This window comes from Pseudonocardia sp. GCM10023141 (genome assembly GCF_042653605.1).
Genome location: NZ_JBHSIR010000025.1, coordinates 48,927 through 72,025, shown reverse-complemented (window position 1 = coordinate 72,025; position 23,099 = coordinate 48,927). Strand labels below are relative to the sequence as shown.

At 73.4% G+C, this 23,099-nt stretch carries 23 protein-coding genes and 1 riboswitch; of the genes, 17 read left to right on the top strand and 6 right to left on the bottom strand.

The window, feature by feature from the left end:
- Positions 1-7: 7 nt before the first annotated feature.
- The 3 genes from ACFPFQ_RS13710 (at position 8) to ACFPFQ_RS13700 (ending at position 4,526) form a co-directional block, all read left to right on the top strand.
- Positions 8-1,603, top strand: coding sequence for a long-chain-fatty-acid--CoA ligase (locus ACFPFQ_RS13710; RefSeq protein ID WP_379618548.1), 1,596 nt, complete (start codon positions 8-10; stop codon positions 1,601-1,603).
- Entirely contained in the window at positions 1,600-2,901 is a 1,302-nt protein-coding gene (locus ACFPFQ_RS13705; RefSeq protein WP_379618546.1) for an alpha/beta hydrolase family protein, read from the top strand. Before ACFPFQ_RS13710 ends, ACFPFQ_RS13705 begins: the two co-directional genes overlap by 4 nt.
- 118 nt (positions 2,902-3,019) lie before the next feature.
- A riboswitch (SAM riboswitch) is annotated at positions 3,020-3,135 on the top strand.
- Positions 3,136-3,170: 35 nt separating this feature from the next.
- Complete coding sequence (locus ACFPFQ_RS13700) at positions 3,171-4,526, top strand: aminotransferase class V-fold PLP-dependent enzyme (RefSeq protein WP_379618544.1); 1,356 nt, start codon at positions 3,171-3,173, stop codon at positions 4,524-4,526.
- A 133-nt stretch (positions 4,527-4,659) separates the two neighbouring features.
- Here ACFPFQ_RS13700 and ACFPFQ_RS13695 read toward each other — a convergent pair whose 3' ends face one another.
- The 3 genes from ACFPFQ_RS13695 to ACFPFQ_RS13685 form a co-directional block, all read right to left on the bottom strand.
- Complete coding sequence (locus ACFPFQ_RS13695) at positions 4,660-5,601, bottom strand: esterase/lipase family protein (protein WP_379618542.1); 942 nt, start codon at positions 5,599-5,601, stop codon at positions 4,660-4,662.
- Between the two features lie 66 nt (positions 5,602-5,667).
- Positions 5,668-6,084: an ATP-binding protein gene (locus ACFPFQ_RS13690; protein WP_379618540.1), complete on the bottom strand. Its 417-nt coding sequence runs from the start codon at positions 6,082-6,084 to the stop codon at positions 5,668-5,670.
- A 268-nt stretch (positions 6,085-6,352) separates the two neighbouring features.
- Positions 6,353-7,894 carry an FAD-dependent oxidoreductase gene (locus tag ACFPFQ_RS13685; RefSeq protein ID WP_379618538.1) on the bottom strand — a complete coding sequence of 514 codons (1,542 nt, stop codon included), beginning with the start codon at positions 7,892-7,894 and terminating at the stop codon, positions 6,353-6,355.
- Positions 7,895-7,950: 56 nt separating this feature from the next.
- On the opposite strand from ACFPFQ_RS13685, the gene ACFPFQ_RS13680 reads away from it, so the two are divergent.
- Positions 7,951-8,592: a TetR/AcrR family transcriptional regulator gene (locus ACFPFQ_RS13680; RefSeq protein WP_379618536.1), complete on the top strand. Its 642-nt coding sequence runs from the start codon at positions 7,951-7,953 to the stop codon at positions 8,590-8,592.
- On the opposite strand, the gene ACFPFQ_RS13675 is transcribed toward ACFPFQ_RS13680, so the two are convergent.
- Both ACFPFQ_RS13675 and ACFPFQ_RS13670 read right to left on the bottom strand, forming a co-directional pair.
- The gene (locus ACFPFQ_RS13675) at positions 8,583-8,909 is read right to left on the bottom strand and encodes a hypothetical protein (RefSeq protein ID WP_379618534.1); all 327 of its coding nucleotides are present in this window, start codon (positions 8,907-8,909) and stop codon (positions 8,583-8,585) included. The two genes, ACFPFQ_RS13680 and ACFPFQ_RS13675, sit on opposite strands and share 10 nt — an antisense overlap.
- A gap of 41 nt (positions 8,910-8,950) precedes the next feature.
- Positions 8,951-9,451, bottom strand: coding sequence for a GTP-binding protein (locus ACFPFQ_RS13670; RefSeq protein WP_379618532.1), 501 nt, complete (start codon positions 9,449-9,451; stop codon positions 8,951-8,953).
- 183 nt (positions 9,452-9,634) lie between these two features.
- Here ACFPFQ_RS13670 and ACFPFQ_RS13665 point away from each other — a divergent pair, with 183 nt between their 5' ends.
- The 8 genes from ACFPFQ_RS13665 (at position 9,635) to hrpB (ending at position 17,891) form a co-directional block, all read left to right on the top strand.
- Positions 9,635-10,258 carry an AIM24 family protein gene (locus ACFPFQ_RS13665; protein WP_379618530.1) on the top strand — a complete coding sequence of 208 codons (624 nt, stop codon included), beginning with the start codon at positions 9,635-9,637 and terminating at the stop codon, positions 10,256-10,258.
- 2 nt (positions 10,259-10,260) lie between these two features.
- A complete protein-coding gene (locus ACFPFQ_RS13660; protein ID WP_379618528.1) occupies positions 10,261-10,914 on the top strand; it encodes an AIM24 family protein in 654 nt (217 codons plus the stop codon).
- Complete coding sequence (locus tag ACFPFQ_RS13655; protein WP_379618526.1) at positions 10,914-11,705, top strand: AIM24 family protein; 792 nt, start codon at positions 10,914-10,916, stop codon at positions 11,703-11,705. The genes ACFPFQ_RS13660 and ACFPFQ_RS13655 overlap by 1 nt, the downstream gene beginning before the upstream one ends.
- A 232-nt stretch (positions 11,706-11,937) precedes the next feature.
- Positions 11,938-12,609 (top strand): LLM class flavin-dependent oxidoreductase, encoded by a 672-nt coding sequence (locus ACFPFQ_RS13650; protein ID WP_379618524.1) that lies wholly within the window; start codon positions 11,938-11,940, stop codon positions 12,607-12,609.
- Positions 12,582-12,995: a hypothetical protein gene (locus ACFPFQ_RS13645; protein ID WP_379618522.1), complete on the top strand. Its 414-nt coding sequence runs from the start codon at positions 12,582-12,584 to the stop codon at positions 12,993-12,995. Before ACFPFQ_RS13650 ends, ACFPFQ_RS13645 begins: the two co-directional genes overlap by 28 nt.
- Complete coding sequence (locus ACFPFQ_RS13640) at positions 12,992-14,395, top strand: NtaA/DmoA family FMN-dependent monooxygenase (RefSeq protein WP_379618520.1); 1,404 nt, start codon at positions 12,992-12,994, stop codon at positions 14,393-14,395. Before ACFPFQ_RS13645 ends, ACFPFQ_RS13640 begins: the two co-directional genes overlap by 4 nt.
- A 58-nt stretch (positions 14,396-14,453) precedes the next feature.
- Positions 14,454-15,350, top strand: a complete 897-nt coding sequence (locus ACFPFQ_RS13635; protein WP_379618518.1) for a hypothetical protein — start codon at positions 14,454-14,456, stop codon at positions 15,348-15,350.
- A 63-nt stretch (positions 15,351-15,413) separates the two neighbouring features.
- Positions 15,414-17,891 (top strand): ATP-dependent helicase HrpB, encoded by a 2,478-nt coding sequence (hrpB, locus tag ACFPFQ_RS13630; protein WP_379618517.1) that lies wholly within the window; start codon positions 15,414-15,416, stop codon positions 17,889-17,891.
- Positions 17,892-17,901: 10 nt separating this feature from the next.
- Here the strand turns inward: hrpB and ACFPFQ_RS13625 are convergent, their stop codons facing one another.
- Positions 17,902-18,744, bottom strand: a complete 843-nt coding sequence (locus ACFPFQ_RS13625; RefSeq protein WP_379618516.1) for a CBS domain-containing protein — start codon at positions 18,742-18,744, stop codon at positions 17,902-17,904.
- 77 nt (positions 18,745-18,821) lie between these two features.
- Here ACFPFQ_RS13625 and ACFPFQ_RS13620 point away from each other — a divergent pair, with 77 nt between their 5' ends.
- The 5 genes from ACFPFQ_RS13620 to ACFPFQ_RS13600 all read left to right on the top strand — a co-directional run bounded on the left by ACFPFQ_RS13620 (position 18,822) and on the right by ACFPFQ_RS13600 (position 23,087).
- A complete protein-coding gene (locus tag ACFPFQ_RS13620) occupies positions 18,822-19,256 on the top strand; it encodes a DUF6319 family protein (protein ID WP_379618514.1) in 435 nt (144 codons plus the stop codon).
- Between the two features lie 41 nt (positions 19,257-19,297).
- The gene (locus tag ACFPFQ_RS13615; protein WP_379618512.1) at positions 19,298-20,740 is read left to right on the top strand and encodes an SDR family NAD(P)-dependent oxidoreductase; all 1,443 of its coding nucleotides are present in this window, start codon (positions 19,298-19,300) and stop codon (positions 20,738-20,740) included.
- 81 nt (positions 20,741-20,821) lie between these two features.
- Positions 20,822-21,949 (top strand): inorganic phosphate transporter, encoded by a 1,128-nt coding sequence (locus ACFPFQ_RS13610; protein WP_379618510.1) that lies wholly within the window; start codon positions 20,822-20,824, stop codon positions 21,947-21,949.
- A 16-nt stretch (positions 21,950-21,965) separates the two neighbouring features.
- Complete coding sequence (locus ACFPFQ_RS13605) at positions 21,966-22,202, top strand: hypothetical protein (RefSeq protein ID WP_379618508.1); 237 nt, start codon at positions 21,966-21,968, stop codon at positions 22,200-22,202.
- 36 nt (positions 22,203-22,238) lie between these two features.
- The gene (locus ACFPFQ_RS13600) at positions 22,239-23,087 is read left to right on the top strand and encodes a metallophosphoesterase family protein (RefSeq protein WP_379618506.1); all 849 of its coding nucleotides are present in this window, start codon (positions 22,239-22,241) and stop codon (positions 23,085-23,087) included.
- Positions 23,088-23,099: the final 12 nt, after the last annotated feature.

The following is a 23,099-nucleotide window of genomic DNA, read 5'->3' as shown; positions in this document are numbered from 1 at the left end:
GATCCCGATGACCGTGATCGCGCCCGCCCCGGGCATCACCACCGGCCGTGGCATGACGATGAGCGACATCATCGCCCGGCACGCCCGGATCCACCCCGACGGCGTCGCCTTCCGCGACGGCGAGCTGACCTTGACCTGGGCGCAGACCGACGAGCGCATCGGCAGGTTCGCGCTGGTGCTGGCGGCGGCAGGCGTCACCCCGGGCGACCGCGTGGCGGTGCTGGGGCTCAACAGCGTGCCGCTGGTCGAGGCGATGGCCGCGACACTGCGCCTCGGCGCGATCTGCGTGCCGGTGAACTTCCGGATGGTGGCGTCGGAGGTCGCCTACGTCCTGTCCGACAGCGGATCGGTCGTGCTCGTCACCGACGACGCGCTGGCACCGCTCGCGGCGGCCGCGCAGGCCATGGTGCCCGAGGTGGCGGCGCTCGTGTCGATCGGCGACGGCTACGACGACCTGCTCGCCGCTGCCGACGGCACCGTGCCTGCTCCCGCGGTGCCGGACACGGACCCCGCGTTCATCATGTACACCTCGGGCACCACCGGGCGCCCCAAGGGTGCCGTGCTCACCCACCGCAACCTGCTGCTGCACTCCTACAGCAACATCATCCACCTCGGCGACAGCGGCAACGAGCGCGTGGGGCTCTCCGGTGCACCGATGTTCCACATCGCCGGTGTCGCGGGCTTCTACCTCAACATGGTCGTCGCGGGTGCCACGGTGATGACGCCGTCGGGAGGTTTCGATCCGGCCGCGATGGTCGACCTGCTCGAGCGCGAGCGCGTCTCGGGCTGCTTCTTCGTGCCCGCGCAATGGGCAGCCATCTGCGCCGTGCCCGGCATCAAGGACCGCGACCTCTCCGCGCTGAAGCAGCTCTCGTGGGGTGCGGCGCCCGCGTCCACCACGCTGCTGCGCACGATGATCGACACGTTCCCGCAGGGCGACATCATCACCGCGTTCGGGCAGACCGAGTGCAGCCCCGTCACGTGCGTGCTGCGCGGCGAGGACTCGATCCGCAAGATCGGCTCCATCGGCACGCCGATGCTCAACGTCGAGGTCCGGGTCGTCGACGACGACATGAACGACGTGGCGCAGGGTGACGTCGGCGAGATCGTCTACCGCGGCCCGCTCGTGATGGACGGGTACTGGAACAAGCCCGCCGAGACCGCGGAGGCGTTCCGGGGTGGCTGGTTCCACTCCGGCGACCTGGTCCGCGAGGACGAGGACGGCTACTTCTTCGTCGTCGACCGCAAGAAGGACATGATCATCTCCGGCGGGGAGAACATCTACTGCGCCGAGGTGGAGAACGTGCTCGCCGCGCACCCGAAGGTGGCCGAGGTCGCCCTCATCGGGGTGCCCGACCCGAAGTGGGGCGAGTCCCCGCTCGCGGTGATCGCACCGCGGGACCCGGCCGACCCGCCCACGGCCGCGGAGATCGACGCGTTCTGTCGCGAGCACCTCGCGGCCTACAAGCGCCCGCGTGAGGTCGCCATCGTCGAGGCGCTGCCGCGCAACCCGAGCGGCAAGGTGCTCAAGACGCAGCTGCGGTCCGACCACGGCGCGCACGACGTCGTCGCCCGGATCGTCGGGGAGCCCGCCCCCCGATGACCGACCTCACCGGTGACTGGCACGGCACCATCCGGACGCCGGGGGCGGAGCTGGCCGTCGGCATCACCTTCACCGCGGCCGGCGGCACCGCAGCGGTGCCCGCGCAGGGGCTGCAGGGACTGCCGCTGGCCGACGTCGTCGTGGAGGGCACGAGGGTGCGCTTCGCCGTGCCGTCGATCCCGGGTGGGGCCCGGTTCACGGGCACGCTGATCGACGACGCCATCGCCGGGGAGTACAACCAGGGCGGTCGGGGCTTCCCGTTCACGCTGGTCCGCGGCACGGTGGCGGCGGCGGGTCGACCGCAGGAGCCGCAGCCGCCGTTCCCGTACTGGAGCGAGCAGGTGACGTTCGCGAGCGGGCCGGTGACGCTGGCTGGCACGCTGACCGTCCCGCCGACCGGTGGCCCGCACCCGGCCGTCGTCCTGATCACCGGGAGCGGCGCGCACGACCGCGACGAGTCGATCGCCGGGCACAAGCCGTTCCTCGTGCTCGCCGACGCGCTGACGCGAGCCGGGTTCGCGGTGCTGCGGGTCGACGACCGTGGCGTCGGCGGGTCCGGCGGCACCAAGGCGCAGTGCAGCTACGACGAGCTGGCACTCGACCCGCTGGCCGGGATCTCCCACCTGGCCGCACGCCCCGACATCGACCCGGCGCGGATCGGGCTCTGCGGGCACAGCGAGGGCGGCTACCTGGCCCCGCTCGCCGCAGGGCGAGCCGGTGGCGCCGTGGCGTTCGTGGTGGCGCTCGCCGGTCCGGCCGCTCCGGGCGCCGAGGTGCTCGTGCTCCAGAACCGCCTCGTCGCCGAGCAGGCCGGGCTCGCCGCCGACGCCGTGGAGCAGCAGGTGGAGTTCATCCAGGAGCTGTGCCGGCTGCTGGTGGCCCAGGACCTGGACGGCGCCCGCGCGCTGGCACGCGAGCGCATCACCGAGCAGTTCACCGGCATGCCACCCGAGGACCGGCCGGCCGCAGACCGGATCGAGGAGATGATCCCGGTCTCCCCCGCGTTCCGCGCGTTCGTCGCGTACGACCCCGCACCCGCGTTGGCCGCACTGACCGTTCCGGTGCTGGCCGTCTTCGGGGAGCTCGACGTGCAGGTACCACCCGCGCAGAGCGAACCGGCGATGCGAGCACTGCTGGCCGGCAACCCCGACGCCACCGTGCGCACCGTCGCAGGCGTCAACCACCTGATGCAGCCGGCGACGACCGGGGCGGTCACGGAGTACGCGGCCATCGCGACGACCATCGCGCCCGAGGTGCTGGCGCTGCTGACCGGCTGGCTGCAGGAGCGCTTCGGCTGACCCGGCAGACAGGCAGGCCGGCAGGCCGACTCGACAGGCAGGCCGGCAGGGCTGTGGCCGCCGTCACCTCCACGCCGATCTTGCGGCCGCCCCACCCTCCCGTGTTACCTTCTCTTCAGGTCATGAGTGCCAGCGCATAGCCCCGGCTTGCTGGTCGGCAACCCTCCTCCGCGGTGGGGTGCTCCGGGTGACGACCAGGCCGTTGCGCGCAGTGCGCAGGGGCAAGCGCGGACTCCACACGAGCGGGGTCCCCTGGCCAGGAGACTGCTATGTCGACGCCCACCCTCGCCCGTACCTGCACCGAACTGCCCCGCGTCGTCGGGGCCGACCTGCGGGTGCCACTGGTCACCGGCGAGACGATCACCTACGCCAACCTCGACCTCGCCGCGAGCGCGCCGGCGCTGGAGGACGTGGCCGCCCACATCACCACGCTGCTGCCGTACTACTCGAGCGTGCACCGCGGCGCCGGCTACGCCTCGCAGGTGAGCACCGCCGTGCTGGAGTCGGCGCGCGCGGCCGTCGGCGCGTTCGTGGGTGCCCGCTCCGACGACGTCGTGGTGTTCACCCGCAACACCACCGACGCGTTGAACCTGCTGGCCGGCTGCGTGCCGCACTCCGGCCAGGTGCTCTGCCTCGACATCGAGCACCACGCCAACCTGCTGCCGTGGCGCCGTCGCGCCCACCGCGTCGTCCGCGCCGCGGCCACCGTCGAGCAGACGTTGGCCGAGCTCGACTCCGCGTTGCGCTCCACCCCCACCGCGCTGCTCGCGATCACCGGGGCGTCCAACGTCACCGGTGAGGTGCTGCCGGTCGATCGCATCGTGGCGATCGCGCACGCTGCGGGCGCCCGGGTCGTGGTGGACGCCGCGCAGCTCGCGCCGCACCGCTGCATCGACCTCGCCGCCACCGGCGTCGACTACCTCGCCCTCTCTGGCCACAAGCTGTACGCGCCCTACGGTGCCGGCGCGCTGATCGGCCGCCGCGACTGGCTCGACGCCGCGCCCGCCTACCTCGCAGGCGGCGGCGCGGTGCAGGAGGTCACCCGCGACGGCGTCGAGTGGGCACCGGCCCCGCACCGCCACGAGGCCGGCACGCCCAACGTGCTGGGCGCGGCCGCGCTCGCGCAGGCCTGCCGCACGCTGGCACCGGTGCTCGCCGAGGCGGCGCTCGAGCACGAGCGGGCGCTGCTGGAGCGGCTGCGCACGGGGCTGGCCGCCATCCCCGGTGTCGAGACGCTGCGGATCTGGGCCGACAGCACCGACCAGGTGGCCGTGCAGAGCTTCACGGTGGCCGACCGCCCCGCCGGTTACGTGGCCGCCTACCTCTCGGCCGAGCACGGCATCGGCGTGCGCGACGGCCGCTTCTGCGCCCACCCGCTGCTCGCCACGCTCAACCCGGACTCGGGCGAGGCCGTCCGTGTCAGCATCGGTGTCGGTACCACCGCCGAGCACATCGACCGGCTCATCGACGCGCTCACCACGCTCGTCACCCGCGGCGCGTCCTGGACCTACGCACCGATCGACGGCCGCTGGGCACCGACGCCCGACCCGCGCCCGATCGACCCGCTGGGCATCGGCGCGCTGGGTCTGCCGGTCGGGCCCGCCTGCGGTCCCGCCGGGCACTGAGCCGCGCAGCGCTCACACCCACTGTCTCGCTCACACCCACTGTCTCGCTCGCACCCACCGTCTGGGGCCGGCGCACATCATCAGGGGCCGGCGCACACCGTTGACGGTATGCGTCAGCACCTGAGGGTGTGCGTCAGCTCGAGACCGGGGAGCCGCCGAGTGCGGGGAGCGAGACGCCGCAGGGCGGCTTGACGGCGTGGGCCGGGTCGAGGGCATTGAGGATGATCTGCCCGGTGCGCGGCGTCGTGATGATCGAGAGGTGGTCGGACAGGTCGATCTCGCAGCCGTCCTGCACCACGACGTTGGTGGCGTTCGGGGCGTCGAGCCGCCCGCTGGTGTAGGGCACCACCAGCTCGTCGTAGCGCGTCATGACCGTGGTGTAGGTGACGCCGGGGACGGCGGCGCCGCCGGGCTGCGCGTTCATCCGGTCCAGGTAGTCCGATCCGGAGATGAACTGCGGGCACGACGCGCAGGCCGCCGCGACGGCCGCGGAGAGCGGTGGCCGGATCCCCAGCCCGTCGGCGAGCAGCGCCACGGGCAGCGGGTCGGCCAGGGTGCCGCGGTAGAGCGGGGTGACCGCCACGTACTTGTCGACCTGAGCGGCGCCGCCGAGGAACTGCAGCCAGTACTGCGGCATCACGGTGCCCTCGGAGTGCCCGACGAGGTCGATCTTGTCGGCGCCGGTGGCCTCCCGGACCCGGTCGACGAACGCGCCCAGCTCCGCGGCACTGCTCTCCATCGCCCGCAGGCCACCGACGTGGCTCAGTGGCGCCACCTCGGTGACGCGGCCGTAGGTCAGGGCGAACACGCAGTAGCCGGCGTTCGCGAGCAGCGGCGACATCGTCTGCCAGTTGACGCTGCGGGACGCCAGCAGCCCGTGCACCAGCACCACCGGGTTCGGGTGCTCGGCGCTGGGGCGACACGTCCAGTCGTTGGACCCCGGTGGATCGACGTCGGGCCCCAGCTCGGCCGTGGCCAGCGCCGTGGCGCCGTACGGCACCGGCAGCGGCCGGGCTGGTTCGGCGTTCGCGGCCGGCGCCAGTGCCGCCAGCACGACAGCCACGGACGCCGTCAACCCGGCAACCGTTCCCCACAACGTCCGTGATCGCACGGCCCCTCAACGACGAGACCGTACCGGCGGTTACGCCTCGGTCCGGTCCGGGATCTTGTACCGCAGCAGCACCCGGCTCCCGCGCTCGTCGTAGTGGATGAGCACCGACTCCGAGACGGTGCTCATCAGCGGGATCCCCCGCCCGCCCACCTGCGGTTGCGCAACCGGCTGGCGCCATCGGCCGTGGTCCACGACCTCGATGCAGAGGCTGTCGGCCTCCGTCCAGAGCGTCAGCTCGACCGGGGTGTGGTCGTCGGCCGGTTCGTAGGCGTGGCGCACCGCGTTGGCCACCGCCTCGTCGACGGCCAGCACGACGTCGGAGGTCTCGTCCTCGTTGAGGTTCAGCGGCGCGAGCCAGCTGGCGAGTTGATGCCGGATCACCGACAGCTGCTCGGGGTCGGCGGGCCAGCTCCGGTGGACGAACTCGACGTGCCCGGAGGTGTCCATACCTCTTGCGTTCCACGTCAGGGGCGGTGTCAAACCCCGTCCACCGCAATACAACAGCCGCCTGCCGCCGTCTGGGGGACGCTGAGCGGCCGGTTGGCGTAGGGCCATGCCCGCAGCGCCACCAAACGTCACCCTCGCGCCACTCGCAGGCAAGCTCACCGGTCAGGTCCAGCGGTGCCCCCACCGGCAGCCCGCGCGACCGCCAGTGTGAGGACGTCGAGCTCGGACGTGCGGGCGGTACGGACCTCGATCGCGCTAGCGGGAGGAGTCACGCCGGCACGGTAACCGGCTCACCGAACCAGCGCCGGATCGCCGCGGCGGGCGACGCGGCCGGGCCCGCCCCCACCCACGCCACGTAGCCGTCGGGCCGCACCAGCACCCGGTCCACGCCGGGCCCGGCGCCGAGGTCCGTGCCGATCGGCGACGCCAGCACGCGCGCGACCACCCGGTCCAGCCCGGCGGCGACCGGCGTGGGCCCGGAACCGGGCGCACCCAGCTCGAGCAGCAGCCCGCGACCCGCGCGGAGCAGGGCGGCGACCGTCGTCGGTCCCTCCCCTGCGTCCAGCGCGAGGTCGATCATGCGCGTCCCGAGCAGCGGGTCGTCCTGACCGCTCTCGGGATAGCGGATGTCGAAGCCGGCCATCAGCCCGCTGAGGTAGCGGTTGGTGTCGGGCAGCCGGGCCATGTCGGCGACGATCTCGCGCAGCGCCAGCACGTTGAGGTCGTCGGGCGCCGCCGCCACGAGCACGCTCTGGGCGCGCGCCGTCGCGATCACCCGCTCCCCCACCGGGTGCCGCTCGTCGTGGTAGCTGTCGAGCAGGCCCGCCGGGGCTCGACCGCTCAGGTGGGCCGCGAGCTTCCACCCCAGGTTCATCGCATCCTGGACGCCCAGGTTGAGCCCCTGACCACCCACCGGCGGGTGGATGTGGGCGGCATCGCCCGCGAACAGCACGGCACCGTGGCGGTACTGCTCGACCTGCCGGGTCGCGTCGCTGAACCGGGTGGCGCCGTACAGCTGCGCCAGCGTCGTTCCGGGGTGCACCGCGTCGAGCGCCCGGGTGATCTCCCCCGCGGTGACGGGTGCCTCGCGCGGCAACGTCGCCTGCTCCGGCCCGCCGAACACGATCCGGTAGCGACCGGTGTGGTCGTCGGCGTCGCCGATGGGGTGCAGCATCATGAAGTAGCCGCCTGCGGTGCGCATCAGCATGCTGATGTGCCCGACGGCCCGCGGCACGCTGTCGGCCACCTCGCCCAGCGCGATGTCGCCCGTCACCGCGGACATCGTCCCGGTCCGCCCGGGGAACGCCGCGCCGACGAGCTTGCGCACCGTGCTGTGCCCGCCGTCGCAGGCCACCAGGAACCGCGCCTGCAGTTGCGCGGCACCCGCCGGGCCCGACACCGTTGCCGTGACGCCGTCCGATCCGGTCGTCAACCCCGTCAGCGTCGCGCCCCGGCGGACCGCGACCCCCAGGTGGCGCGCGTGCTGCTCCAGCACCGCTTCCAGCCGGTCCTGCCGGATCAGCACACCGTCGGGGAAGCGGCTGCGCCACGGTGTGCGGTCCAGCACGACCGGCAGCCCGGCGAAGTGGCCGCCTGCGCCCTCGCGCGGGACGGCGCGGGCCGTCACGGCGTCGAGCATCCCGCGCATGTGCAGCATCTCGGCGGTGCGCGCGTTCACCCCGCCGCCGCGCGACTGACCGCTCGGGACCTCCGCGCGCTCGACGACCTCGACGGCCACCCCACGGGCCGCCAGCTCGCAGGCCAGCGTCAGGCCGGTCGGACCGGCACCCACCACCACCACGTTGTCCATGCTCGCAGCATAAGTAGACCGAGTGCAGAAAACAACCTGGTGTACTGTCATGACCCATGAGCGAGCCGATCGGCCTGCGCGAGCGGAAGAAGCTGCGCACCCACGCGACGATCTCCGAGACGGCGATCGCGCTGTTCCTCGACCGCGGCTACGACGACGTGTCGGTGGCCGAGATCGCTGCGGCGGCCGAGGTCTCCAAGCGCACGCTCTTCGCCTACTTCCCCACCAAGGACGCGCTGGTCCTGCACCGCTTCGCCGACCACGAGGACGAGCCGGCGCGCACCGTCCGCGGTCGAGCGGCCGACGAGTCGCCGCTGGCCGCGCTGCGGCGCCACCTCCGGGGCGCCCTCGCGCAGCGCGACCCGATCAGCGGCCTGTGCGACCTGCCCGCCGTCGTGGACTTCTACCGCCTCGTCATCACCACGCCGTCGCTGCGCGCCGCGCTGCTCGGCTACGGACAACGGTCCGAGCAGCACCTCGCCGCCGCGCTGCTCGAGGCCGCGCCCGACGGGCCGCACGCCGAGCTCACGGCCCGGCTGGGCGCCACCCAGATCGCCAGGATCCTGTCCACGCTGGCCTTCGACAACCAGGCGCAGATCGCCGCTGGCGCGACCGCCGATCGGCTGGCCCCCGCAGCCGAGGCGGCCGCCGAGCACGCGTTCACGCTGCTGACCCACGGGCTCGTCGACTACCGGTAGGGCGCAGGCGACCGATCCGGCGCACCCGGCGCCACCCGGTCCCCGCCGGGCACCGAGGTGCCCCCGCCCGGCGCCGGCCGCTCCACCCCGTGACGGGCCCGCTCGGCGACGCCGCGCAGCAGGGCCAGCGCCGCCGTCAAGTCGGTGACGCCCTGCCCCGTCAGCGCCGAGCCGAAGACCACGGGATGGAGCCGACCCGCGCCGGCCCGCACGGCGACGGCGGTCCAGATCTCGACGGCCCGCAGCCCCGGCCCGTCGACCACCCGGCTCAGCACCCCGTCGTCGTGCTCGGCCAGCACGTCCAGTGCGTCCGGCACGGGGACCGGGTGCGCGCGTGCCGCACCCGAACCCGCCCCGGTCACGCGGTTGAGCGCGACCGCGTCCGGCGTGAGCGCCGGATGTCGGCGAGCAACGGCTCCGGCCGGGCACCCATCCGGTCGATCTTGTTGACGAACACGATCGTCGGCATGCCGATGCGGCGCAGTGCGCGCATGAGCACGCGCGAGCGCGCCTGCACGCCTTCGACCGCCGAGACGACGAGCACGGCCGCGTCGAGCACCTCCAGCGCGCGGTCGACCTCGGCGGCGAAGTCGGAGTGGCCGGGCGTGTCGATCAGGTTGACGCGCAGGGCAGGTGCACCGTCAGCACCGTCATCACCGGCACCGATCACGAACGACGCCACGGCCGAGCGGATCGTGATGCCGCGCCGCCGCTCGATGTCGCCGGAGTCGGTGCGGGTGTCACCGGCATCGACGCTGCCGAGCCGGTGGATGGCGCCGCTGTCGAACAGCAGTCGCTCGGTCAGGCTGGTCTTACCGGCGTCGACATGGGCCAGTACGCCGATGTTCAGGGTGGGCATGCAGAAGGCCTTCGCTACGGGTGCCAACAGGGGGTTGGGTCACTCCGCACGCCTGACGCATCTGCTTCTCCCGAACATGGGTGGCTGGTCGGCTCCCATGGTCGCACCACCGGCAACCCGATTACGTCTCAGCTCATGTCACCGCGCCCGTCCGTTCTGCCCGGTTGTGCCATGATCGGCGGCATGCAGGCGTTCCGGCTCAACGGATCGCGCATCCTCGAGGTCGACCTCACGGGCAACGCCGTGCGTGCGGTCACCGGAGCGATGATCGCGTACACCGGCGAGGTCACCTTCCGCAATGCGGGCGTGGGCGGCGGGGACGGCCTGCGCGCCGCGCTCAAGCGCCGCGTCACCGGCGAGTCCGTGTCGTTCATGCAGTGCACCGGGCAGGGCACCGTCTGGTTCGCGAAGGACGCCATGGAGGTACTGCTCATCGACCTCGCGGGCGAGACGCTCAAGGTCGAGTCCGAGCAGCTGCTGGCGCTGTCGGACAAGCTCCGCACCGATGTCGCGTTCGCCGGGCTGCGGGGCGCGTCGTCGGGGCAGGGGCTGTTCACCACCACCGTCACCGGCTTCGGTGACGTCGCGCTGCTCTCGGCGGGCGGTCCACCGATCGCGCTGCAGGTGACACCGCAGTACCCGCTCGTGGTCGACCCGCAGGCCTTCATCGCCAGCCAGGGCGACCTGAACCAGACGTTCGTCACCGACGTCTCCTGGCGCAACCTGATCGGCGAGAGCTCCGGTGAGGCGTTCTCGCTGCGGTTCGACGGCACGGGCGTCGTGTACATCCAGCCCGAGGAGCGGTAGACGTGAGCACCTTCGCGCAGGTGAACGGCAAGGTGGTGAGCGCCCCGGTCGCTCCGGGTCGGGAGGTGCTCGCCCGCCGCGGGGCCATGCTCGCCTACACCGGGGACGTCGGCTTCTCCCCCGTGCACCTGGGCTCCGGCGGGATGGGCGGGATGGCGGGCCGGATGCTGGCGGGCGAGCAGGTCGCCATGATGGTGGCCCAGGGCAACGGCACCGTCTACTACGGCTACCGGGGGCTCTACGTCACGATCATCGACCTGGACGGCTCCGGGCCGCTGTCGGTCGAGGCCGACCGGCTGGTCGCCCACGACGCCTCGCTGCAGTCCACGATCGTCTTCCTCGGCTCCCAGGGCGGCATCCGCGGCGCGGTGCGCGGCGCGGTCAGCGGCCAGGGGCTGTTCACCACCCAGCTGCACGGCATCGGCAGCGCCGCCGTCATCAGCCACGGCGGCACCATCGCGATCCCCGTGAACGGCTCGCGACCCACGGCCGTCGACCCGCAGGCCTACGTCGCGCACGTCGGGCAGGTCACCGTCGACATCTCCGCATCGGTCGGCTGGCGCGACGCCGTCGGCCGCGGATCCGGCGAGGCCATCCAGCTCAAGCTGACCGGCTCGGGCACCGTGTACGTCCAGGCGTCGGAGCAGAAGATCTGATGAGCACTCCGCCGAACCCACAGGCGCTGAACCCGCAAGCCCTGAACCCACAGACGTTGCCCGACAACGACAACATCCCCGGCAACCACTACGCGTACTGCGTGAAGCTCGACGGCGACCTGTTCATGCAGACCGGCCGGATGATCGCCTACTACCCAGCACCACACGGTTCCGGCATCAAGTTCGAGCCGCTGACCTCGGGCAGCCTCGGCGGGTTCGTGGCCACCCGGTTCTCCGCCCCGCTCTACACCCGCGACTGGGTGGTGGCACGCGGCGCCGGGCACCTGATCCTCGGCGACCGCGGCTACGACATCAACAGCTACGACCTCGACAGTGGCAACCTGACCCTGCGCGCGGCTAATCTACTGGCCTTCGATTCGACGTTGGAGCTCAAGCAGTCCATCGTGCCCGGCTTCCTGACGCTGCTGGGCACCGGCAAGTTCCTCGCCTCGAGCTCAGGTCCCGTGATCTTCGCGGAGCCACCGATCCGCGTCGACCCGGACGCGCTGGTCGGCTGGGCCGACTGCCCGTCGCCGTCACACCACTACGACGCGCGCTGGATGACCGGCTTCCTGTCGGCCGCGATGGGGTCACTCGGTGTCAACTCGGGTGAGGAGCGCCAGTTCGACTTCACCGGCACCGGCACCGTGCTGCTGCAGTCGAGCGAGAAGACGGTCAACGACCCGCACCTGCTGCGGCAACTGGAGTCGCAGGTCGGCGGGCTGGGCGCGCCGGGGCTCGCCCACCTGCAGCAGGTGATCCAGCAGCGGCTGGGGCAGCAGCAGCGGTAGCGGCAGGGCCTGTGATCACCACCCCACGGGTCGAGCTCGGCGACCCGTTGACACCGGCGCCCGGTCACCTACTGTCTGAAGGCATGGGGCGCGCGTCATCGACACAGCGCATCGCCGATCGGTTGAGCACCTGGCCGGCGCTGCGCCGCCACGTCGATCTCTGCCGCACCGCTTCCGCCATCTGAGTTCACCGGGCTCGCACCCGGTCGACACTCCAGCGGAAGGAACAGCTGTGCCCCCATTCCACCTCGCCCTCGAGATCGACGGCGACGGCTCGCACCCGGCGGCCTGGCGCCGCGCCGCCCACGCCCCCGTGGCACTGTTGACGGCGGCGCGCGTCCGCAGCGTCGCGACCGTCGCCGAGAACGCCGGCTTCACCCTCGTGACGATCGGCGACGACCTGCTGCCTCCTGGCGGCGGGCCCGACCCCGTCGGCCGGATCGGCGCCGTCGAGCGCGCGGCGTTCGTCGCGGCGGCCACCACCGTGCTGTCGGTCGCGCCGGTTGTCGCCACCACCTATGCCGAGCCGTTCCACCTCGCGTCGCAGCTGGCCTCGCTCGACCACATCGCGGCGGGCCGGTCCGGCTGGGTCGTGGCGTCCTCCCCCGCTCCCGCGGCCGCACGGGCGTGGGGTCGACCCCGCGTCAGCGGTGACGCGGCGCTGGCCGCCGAGGCGCGAGACACCGTCCGGGTCACGCGCGACCTGTGGGACTCCTGGGAGGACAACGCCGTCGTCCGCGATGTCGCGACCAGCCGCTACCTCGATCGCGACTGCCTGCACTACGTCGACTTCTCCGGCGACACGTTCGCGGTGAAGGGACCCGCGATCGTGCCACGACCGCCACAGGGCCAGGTGGTGGTGCTCGCGCCCGACGGATGGTGCCTGCCGCGGACGTCGATGTGACGCTGGTCGGGCAGCCTCGCCGAGCGGCGTCGCCGCGCACGTTCGTGGAGGTGGAGGTCGCGCTCGACACCCCGGCTGCGACGGCCGCCGAACGGCTCGCCGACCTGCAGCGCCACGGCGCCTGGCCCGAGCGGGACCGGGTCCGCTACTCCGGATCGGCCGCCGGGTTCGTCGTGCTGCTCACCGAGCTCGCCGCGCAGGTCGACGGGGTGCGCCTGCACCCGCTCGTGCTCGACGAGGACCTCGCCGTGCTCTCGGCGCTGGTCACCCCCGCCCTGCTGCGCACCGGCGTGATCACGCGCCCGGTGGCGGGGCAGTCGCTGCGCTCCACGCTGGGCCTGGCCCGGCCCACCAACCGTTTCACCGCGACCGGAGTGACCCGATGACCCGCACCGATCCCGACGACGTCCCCCGTCCCGACGCGCAGCTGCACTTCGGCGTGTTCTTCCAGGGCGTCAACCACTGGACGATCTGGTCGGACCCGTCGAGCGGCTCGCAGATCGACCCCGCGTCCTACCGCCGGGTGGCGCAGGCCGCCGAGCGCGGGCTGTTCGACGCGTTCTTCCTCGGAGAGGGGCTGCGGCTGCGCGAGGTCGACGGCCGCATCCACGACCTCGACGTCGCCGGGCGCCCGGACGCGATCACCCAGCTCGCGGCGCTCGCCGCCGTCACCGAGCGGATCGGGCTCGTCAGCACGTCGAACACCACGTTCAACGAGCCCGGCGATCTGGCGCGCAGGCTCTCCGGGCTCGACCTGCTCTCCGCAGGCCGCGCCGGCTGGAACGTCGTGACCACCGACAACGCGTGGACGGGCGCCAACTTCCGCCGTGGTGGCTACCTCGACCACGCCGACCGCTACCGCCGCGCCGAGGAGTTCCTCATGGTCGCGCGCGCGATCTGGGACGGCTGGGCCGACGAGTGGGCGGGCGACGGTTCCGCTTGGGCCGTCGACGACGCCGTGACGCCGGTGCGGGAGCGCACGTCGCAGTTCGACGTGGGGCTGGCGCCGACGCTGCCGCGCAGCGCGCAGGGCCACCCGGTGATCTTCCAGGCCGGGGACTCCAGCGACGGCCGCGACTTCGCCGCCCGCAACGCCGACGTGATCTTCTCCGCGCACGGCACCGACTTCGACGACGCGCTGAGCTTCGCCACCGACATCCGTCGGCGGCTGCTGGCGTTCGGCCGCCCCGAGGACGACATCCGCATCCTGCCGGGCACCGAGATCATCATCGGCGCCACGGAGGAGGAGGCGCGCGAGAAGGAGCGCTGGGTGCGGCTCGGCCAGGTCACGCCCGCCACGGCACTCACGATCGCGGGGCTGACCTGGAACCGCGACCTGTCCGGCCGCGATGCCGACGGCCCGCTGCCGACCGAGGAACCGCTCGTCGAGGAGAACGACGGCAGCTTCGGCTCGCGCCGCGTCGCCGATCCCCATGCCGTGGTGAAGATGTGGCGGGAGAAGTCGGAGGCCAACGGCTGGTCGCTGCGGGAGACGGTGATCGCCCTCGGACCGCAGCGCGGCCACGTCGGGACGCCGTCGGGGCTCGCGGACAAATTCGCGCGGTTCGTGCGCGGCGGTGCGGTGGACGGGTTCAACGTCTCGCCCTACATCGTCCCGGACGGCCTCGACGACATCGTGAACCTGCTGGTGCCGCAACTACAGGAGCGCGGCGTGTACCGCACGGCCTACGAGGGCTCGACGCTGCGGGAGCACCTGGGGCTGCGGGAGCCGCTCACCCGGCGGGCGGCCGTGAAGACGCACGAGGCGGACCGGCAGGCAGGCTGAACCCCGGCCCGTCGATCTCTGCATTGAAGATCCACCGGGCCACCCCTAGTGTCAGGGCGTGCCGGACACGATCGACGACGTCGCTGACGAGCTCTACCTGGCGCGCCCCGACGAGTTCGTGCCCACCCGCGACGACGCCGTCGCGCGGGCGAAGGAGCAGGGCGACAAGGACCTGGCCCGTGCGATCGCCCGGCTGCGTCGCCCCACCAAGGCGGCCTGGCTCGCCAACCTGCTGGCCCGCAAGCGCGCCGACCAGCTCGCGGCGCTGCTCTCCCTCGCGGGCGATCTGGCCGATGCCCAGCGCACGCTCGACGGGAGCGCGCTGCGGGCGCTGTCATCGCAGCGCAGCAGGCTGGTGGCCGCGATGGCACGCGAGGCGGGTCGGCTCGCGTACGAGGCGGGCGACTCGGCCGGGGAGTCGGTGCTGCGCGAGCTGCAGGGCATCCTCGAGGCCGGGCTCGCCGACCCGGCCGTCGCCGACGAGATCCGGTCCGGCCGGCTGACCCGCACCGTCAGCTACAGCGGGTTCGGGCCTGCCGCCGAGCCGGGCACGGTGCCCATGCCACCCCGGCCGGTGTCGCTGCCCGACCGCATCCCCGCCGCCGCGCCGGCACCTGCCGTGGAGGACGACGAGGCGGCGGCCCGCGCCGAGCGGGAACGGGAACGCACGGAACGCTCCCGCGAGCTCACCGCGGCCGAGTCCGAGGAGTCCTCGGCGCGCCACCGCCAGGAGTCCGACGAGGCGGCCCGCCAGGATGCCGAGGCCGCCCACAACGACGCCCGCGAGCGGGTGTCCGATCTGGCCGCCGAGCTCGAGACGGCACGCGAGCACGAGCGGTCGGTCAGCGCCACAGCACGGGCGGCGGCCGCGGCGGCCAAGGAGTCGGCGCGGGCCGCGGAGGCGGCGGCTGCGCGCGCGGCCCGGGCGCGAGCCCGCTACGACGAGCTGGGCTGACGAGCCGGCCGACGAGTTGGGCTGGGGCCGGCCGGCGAGCGGGAGGAGGGGACACTGCTCCCGATGCACCTCCCCGAACTGCCCGATCTCCCGGTCCGTGCGGCGCTCGACACCGTCACCACCACGCTGGCCGAGCACGGGACGGCGGTGCTGGTCGCGCCCCCCGGCACCGGCAAGACCACGCTCGTCCCGCTGGCGATGGCCGCCGCCGTCGACGGCCGGGTGCTCGTGGCCGAACCGCGGCGCCTCGCCGCCCGGGCCGCGGCGGCGCGGATGGCGGCGCTGCTGGGCGAGCGGGTGGGCGAGACGGTCGGCTACGCCGTGCGCGGCGACCGCAAGGTGTCAGCAGGCACGCGCATCGAGGTCGTGACGTCGGGGCTGCTGCTGCGCCGCCTCGCCGGGGACCCGGAGCTGCCCGGCGTGGCCGCGGTGCTGCTCGACGAGTGCCACGAACGCCACCTCGACGCCGATCTCCTGCTGGCACTGCTGCTCGATGCCCGCTCCGCGCTGCGCCCCGACCTGCAACTGCTGGCCACGTCGGCCACCGTCGCGACGCCCCGGCTGGCGAAGCTGCTCGGCGACGCCCCGGTGCTGGAGGTGGCCGCACGGACGTTCCCCGTCGACGTCGGGTATGCGCCACCCGCCCGCGGCGAACGCATCGAGGCGTGCGTGGCACGGGCCGTCCGCTCGCTGCTGGCGCAGGGTGACGTGCTGGCGTTCCTGCCCGGCGTCGCGGAGATCCGGCGGACGGCCGCGGCGCTGTCGGGCGTCGACGCCGACGTGCTCCCGCTGCACGGTCGGCTGCCGGCGGGCGAGCAGGACCGGGCGCTGCAGCCCGGCCCGCGCCGTCGGGTGGTGCTGGCCACCGCCGTGGCCGAGTCGAGCCTGACGGTGCCCGGCGTGCGGGCCGTGGTCGACGCCGGGCTCGCCAGGGTGCCGCGGGTGGATCACCGGCGCGGGCTCGCCGGGCTCGTCACGGTGCGGGTGTCAGGGGCCGTGGCCGACCAGCGGGCGGGCCGCGCCGGGCGGGAGGCCCCCGGCCGGGTGCTGCGCTGCTGGCCGGAGGGCGAGCTGCTGGCGCGCTACCCCGAACCGGAGATCCGGACCGCCGACCTGACCCGACTCGCGCTCGACCTGGCCGACTGGGGCACCGCCGACGGCACCGGTCTGAGCTGGTGGGACGCCCCGCCGGAGGGGCCGCTGCGGGCCGGCCAGGAGGTGCTGCGGGCACTCGGCGCGCTGGACGGCGTCGCGATCACGCCCCGGGGCCGGCGGATGGCCGGGCTCGGCCTGCACCCGCGCCTGGCCAGGGCGCTGCTGGACGGCACCGAGCTCGTCGGGGCGCGGCGGGCCGCCGAGGTCGTCGCGCTGCTCGACGACGACACCGCCACCGGGTCGGAGACCGACGCCGACCAGGCGCTGCGGTCGCTGCGCAACGGCTCGGCGCCGGGCAGCGGGCGCTGGCGAGCGGAGGTGGGACGGCTGGAGCGGCTCGCGGGGCGCGGTTCCGGATCGCAGCATGGTGGCTTTCCCAACGTTGGACGCGTGGATGGCCACCATGCTGCGGGTCGAGAGGGCCCCGCGCTCGTCATCGCACTCGCCCATCCGGAGCGGCTGGCCCGGCGCCGCGGCGACGGTGCCACCACCTACCTCATGGCCGGCGGCACCGGCATCGAGCTGCCGCCGGGCAGCCCGCTGGCGCAGCACGAATGGCTGGCCGTCGCGGTCGCCGATCGCACCCCCGGCGCGCAGAACGCCCGCGTCCGCCTCGCCGCCGCCGCCGACCAGCAGCTCGCCGAGCTCGCGGCTCCCGCGCTGCTCGGCGACGCCGACGAGGTGGCGTGGGAACGCGGTGACGTCACGGCCCGCCACGTCCGGCGCCTCGGCGCGATCGTGCTCGCCGAGCGGCGCCTGCCCACCCCCGACCGCGCCGCCGTCCGGACTGCGCTGCTCACCGGCCTGCGCGTCGAGGGGCTCGGGCTGCTGCGCTGGACCGCGCACGCGCGCACGCTGCGCGACCGCATCGCCACCCTGCACCGCGTGCTCGGCGACCCCTGGCCCGACGTGTCCGACGCCGCGCTGCTCGCCGATCCCGACCGCTGGTGGTCCGGGGCGCTCACCGGCACCCGCAACCGGACCGACCTGGGGCGCGTCGACGCCGCCGCCGTGCTGCGGAGCCTGCTCGACTGGCGCGTCGCCGGCGCGCTCGACGAGCTGGCCCCCGAACGGATCGAGGTGCCGTCGGGCTCGAAGGTGGCGCTGGACTACAGCGGCGACCAGCCCGTGCTCGCCGTGCGCCTGCAGGAGGTGCTCGGCTGGACGGCCTCCCCGACGGTCGCGGGCGGGCGGCTGCCCGTCGTGCTGCACCTGCTGTCGCCTGCCGGTCGACCGGCAGCGGTCACCGCGGACCTCGCCTCGTTCTGGACGGGTGGCTACGCCCACGTGCGCGCGGAGCTGCGGGGCCGCTACCCCAAGCACGACTGGCCCGCCGACCCGTTGACGGCGACGCCGTCGCGGCGGCCCCGGCGTCCGGCGGGGTGACGGCCCACCCTCACACCAGATCGCTGCGGCTCACCACCCCGACCAGCCGCAGCCCGTCCACCACCGGCACCAGACGCAACCCGCGATCGGCCACCAGCGACCGGGCCTCGGCCACCGTCGCCGTGATGTCCAGCGCGACGGGTCGCTTCGTCATGACCCCACCCACCGTGCGCATCTCGTGCCGGATCGACGCGGAGTGCTTGAGCAGGTCCGCCTCGCTGACCACCCCGATCAGCATCCCGTGGCCGTCGACCACCGGCAGCGCGGTGTGCCGGTGGCGCAGCAGCAGCTCGGCGGCCTCCTCGACGGGCACGCCTGCGGTCACCGACACCACCTCCGCGGTCATCACGTCGCGCACCGGGGCCCCGGGAGCCGCAGGCGGCCGGTTCGCGTGCGGGCGGGCGAACCCGAGCAGCACCTCGTCCTGGGCGTCGTCGCCGCGGCGGAACCGGCGCCGCAACCCCGACAGCAGCCCACCCTGCGGTCGCGGCCGCAGCAGGTCACTGCGGGTGACGACCCCGACCAGCACCCCGCCCTCGACGATCGGCATCACCCGCAGCTCCCCGTGGCTGTGCAGGCGGTGCGCCACCACCGACGCGTTGGCCAGCGGCGACAGCGTGACGACGTCGGGGTTCATGATCTCCGAGACCGGTGCGGCGTCGTCGGCGCCGGACAGCTCGCGGTGGCGCAGGATGTCGAGCAGGCTGACGATGCCGACGAGCCGGTGCGCCGCCGTCACCACGGGGATCGCGCTGAACCCGTAGCGGGTCATCCGCTCGACGGCCGTCGAGATCGGCGAATCGGACCGAACGGTGACGACCCGGGCCGTCATGATGTCCTGCACGCGTGCCATGTGGTCACCGTAGGGGGCTGCGACCGGACCCGACCCCGAACATGATCTCTCGAACGCGTGTTCTATTCTCCTCCCCCGTGGAGACCGAGAGCCCCGCCCCCGAGATCACCGCCCCCGTCGCACGGCTGGCCGCAGTGCCGCCACCTGGCGCAACGTCTGATGCGACATCCGGCGCAACCGATGACGCGCCGGTTGCCGCCCCGAAGAAGCGGGGACGGCCGAAGGGGTCGTCCACCGCCCGCACCACCCGCACCGTGGAGCTCACGCTCACGGTCAGCGGTACGGCCGACGGCGAGTGGGAGGCGGAACTGAAGCAGGGCGCCTCCTGGATCACCCGCGGCCTCCCGGTCACCGCGGCCGCCGTCCTGCGCGCCGCCCAGGAGCTGCACATCCAGCTCGCCGAGCCCATCGACGCCGTCATCGGCGCGGCCCGGGAGCAGCGGGCCGCCCGCGTCGCCGCCCTCGAGGAGGAGCTCGAGCAGGCTCGCAAGGCCCTGGCCGAGATGGAGTAGCGGCCCGCCGCGCGGAAATCGGGGCACGTAGTCTGCTGACCGTGGCCGAGATCGATCCCGACGACCTGCGCACCGCACTCCGGGTGCTCGCCGCGGTCGATGCCCTTCCCGTCGAGCACCCCGACGCCGTCGCGATCCGACGGGCGACGGCGCGCATCTACAAGTCCGTGAAGCTCCGCCGCCGGGCGGAGCGCCGCGACGCGGTGACGGCGGCCGACGACGCCGTCACCGCGGCCACGGCCACCGGCGCTCCCGGGCGGATCGACGACGAGACCCAGGGCCTGCCGCTGGTGTCAGGCGCCGTCGGCGCCACGGCGGGCACCCTGCTGCGCTCGCGCGCCTGCTACACGTGCAAGGCGCGGTTCACCGTCGTCGACGCGTTCTACCACCAGCTCTGCCCGCCGTGCGCCGCGAAGAACCGGTCGCACCGCGACGCGCGCACCGATCTGACCGGGCGCCGGGCCCTGCTCACCGGTGGCCGCGCCAAGATCGGCATGTACATCGCGCTGCGGCTGCTGCGCGACGGTGCGCACACCACGATCACCACGCGGTTCCCCAACGACGCCGTGCGCCGGTTCGCCGCGATGGACGACAGCGCCGAGTGGCTGCACCGCCTGCGCGTGGTCGGTATCGACCTGCGCGACCCCGCCCAGGTCGTGGCGCTCGCCGACGACGTGGCGGCGCAGGGCCACCTCGACATCCTGATCAACAACGCCGCCCAGACCGTGCGTCGCGACGCCGGCTCCTACTCCGCGCTCGTCGACGCCGAGCGGGAGCCGCTGCCCGGCGGCGACCTCCCCGAGGTCATCACGTTCGGTAGTGCCCGTGACGCCCATCCGGCGGTACTCGCGTTGGCAGGTGCCGTACCCGACAGTATTGCCGGCCACCTCGCACCGCACGCGCTCACCGCGCTCGCACTCACGGCCCGCAGCGCCAGCCCGGAGCGGATCGCCGCCGGTACCGCGGTCGACGCCGGGGGCCTGCTGCCCGACACGGCAGCTGTCAACAGCTGGACCCAGCACGTGCAGGAGATCGACCCGCTGGAGCTGCTCGAAGTGCAGCTGTGCAACCAGACGGCCCCGTTCATCCTGATCAGCAGGCTGCGCCCGGCGCTGGCGGCTGCGCCCGCCCGCCGCAAGTACGTGGTGAACGTCTCTGCCATGGAAGGGCAGTTCAGCAGGGCCTACAAGGGCCCCGGACACCCTCACACCAACATGGCCAAGGCGGCGCTGAACATGCTCACGCGCACCAGCGCGGGCGAGATGCTGCAACGTGACGGCATCCTGATGACCGCGGTGGACACCGGATGGATCACCGACGAGCGCCCGCACCCGACGAAACTGCGCCTCGCAGATGAGGGTTTTCACGCCCCTTTGGATCTCGTGGACGGTGCCGCGCGCGTCTACGATCCTATTGTGCGGGGGGAATCCGGCGAGGACATCCACGGTTGCTTCATCAAGGACTACGCGCCCACCAACTGGTGACGAACGTCCACCCGCGCACCCATCCCGATCAGCCCGTTCGCGCTCGGCCGTGCCCGCATTCGCCGGAAGGTCAACACACCGATGGACTTCTCGGTCATCGTCATCGTGGTCGTCATCACCGCGTTGATCTTCGACTTCACGAACGGGTTCCACGACACGGCCAACGCGATGGCGATGTCTATCACCACCGGAGCGCTGCGGCCGAAGGTGGCGGTGATCATCGCGGGGGTCCTCAACCTCGCCGGGGCGTTCCTGTCCGTAGCGGTGGCGAAGACGATCTCCAGTGGGCTGGTCGATGAAACGTTGATCACGCCGGTCACGATCTTCGCCGGGCTGGTCGGTGCGATCATCTGGAACCTGCTGACCTGGCTCTTCGGGATGCCGTCCAGCTCGTCGCACGCCCTGTTCGGCGGCTTGATCGGCGCCACCTGGGTCGCGGCGGGCACCGACGGCATCAAGTTCGTCGCCGTGATCAGCAAGGTGCTGCTCCCCGCGGTGCTCTCCCCGCTGGTCGCCGGTTTGATCGCGCTGATCGCCACCCGCGTCATCTACCGGATCACCACGCGGGCCGACCAGGGGATCGTGCGGCGCGGCTTCAAGGTCGGGCAGGTGATGTCCGGCTCGATGGTCGCGTTGGCCCACGGCACCAACGACGCCCAGAAGACGATGGGCATCATCACGCTCACCCTGATCACGGCGGGAGCGCTCCCCGCGGGCTCCGGCCCGCCGTTCTGGGTGATCCTCTCCGCGGGGCTCGCGATCGGGCTGGGCACCTACATGGGCGGCTGGCGGATCATCCACACGCTCGGCAAGCGGGTCAGCGAGATCCACACGCAGCAGGGCTTCGCCGCCGACACCACGAGCGCCGCGGTGATCCTCGCGTCGTCGCACCTCGGGTTCGCGCTCTCCACCACGCAGGTGGCCACCGGGTCGATCTTCGGGGCAGGTGCCGGTCGCAAGCCCGCCTCGGTGCGCTGGGGCACCGCCGGCCGGATGGGCCTGGCCTGGCTGATGACGCTGCCCGCCGCTGCGGTGATCGGTGCCGTCGCGGCGTGGGTCGCCGCGGAGGGCACCGTCGGCACGATCGCCGTGGCGATCGCCGGCATCGCGGTGGCCGGCGGCATCTACGCGGCCTCGCGTCGTCGCCCGATCACGGCCGGCAACATCAACGACACCCCCGAGTCGCAGCCCGTCAGCGCGGCGGCCTGAGAGCCTGGGAGCAGCGATGACCATCGACTGGGGATCTCTGGGGATCGTGGCGCTGGTCGCGCTCGCCGCGGCGGTCGCGGTGGTGGCGCTCGTGGCGTTCGCGCTGGTCGGACTCTCGGCCCGGACGCAACCAGCCGGCGGCGCCACGGCGTCGAGGCTCTCGCCCACCGGCGGCACGGTCGTGGCCACGGGTTGCCTGCTGGCCGCCGTGGCCATCGTCGGATACGGGCTGTTCCTGATCGTCGCACACTGATCCCGGAATCCGCCGGGCTGAGGCAGGATCGAGGGTGTGCAGCAACCCCTTCACACCCTGATCCAGATCACCGACGTCCACCTCACCGACGTCACGCCCGCACCGCACGGTCACGACACCGTCGCCGTGCTCGAGAATGCTCTTCGCGCGGTCGAGGACTCCGGCGTCACCCCGTCGGCGATCGTGTTCACCGGTGACCTCACCGACCACGGCTCCCCCACCGAGTACCAGCGGCTGCGCGCCGTGGTGGAACCCGCCGCCGCCCGGATGGGTGCCCCCGCCGTCTTCGTCGCGGGCAACCACGACGTCCGCGCCCCGCTGCGCGAGCACCTGCTCGGGGAGCCCGCCTCCGATGCACCGCTGGATCACCGTCTGCGGATCGGTGACCTGCGGGTCGTCGTGCTCGACTCCTCGGTGCCCGGTCGTGGTTACGGCGAGCTCGACCCCGCGCAGCTCGACTGGCTGCGCGCCGAGCTCGCCGAGCCGGCACCGCACGGCACCGTGCTCGCGCTGCACCACCCGCCGCTCCCCTCTGCCGACCCCCTCGCCGCGGTCATCCCGTTGCGCCGGCGCGAGCAGTTGGCGGCCGTGATCGAGGGCACCGACGTCCGGGCGATCCTGGCCGGGCACACCCACGTCGTGAGCGCGGGCGTGCTGGCCGGGGTGCCGGTCTGGACGGGTGGCGCGATCGCGGGCACCATGCACCGCCTCGCAGGCGGTGGCGTGCTCCGCGACCTCGCGGCGCCCGCGGTGAGCCGCATCGACGTCTTCGACGACGCGGTGATCATCACCAGCGTGCCGCTGGCCGCCGAGGTCCTCAACACCCTGCCGGCAGGCGAGCTGGCGGCGCTGGTGGAACGGCTGGGTGCGGAGCTACCCGCCTGACCCGCGCCGGCC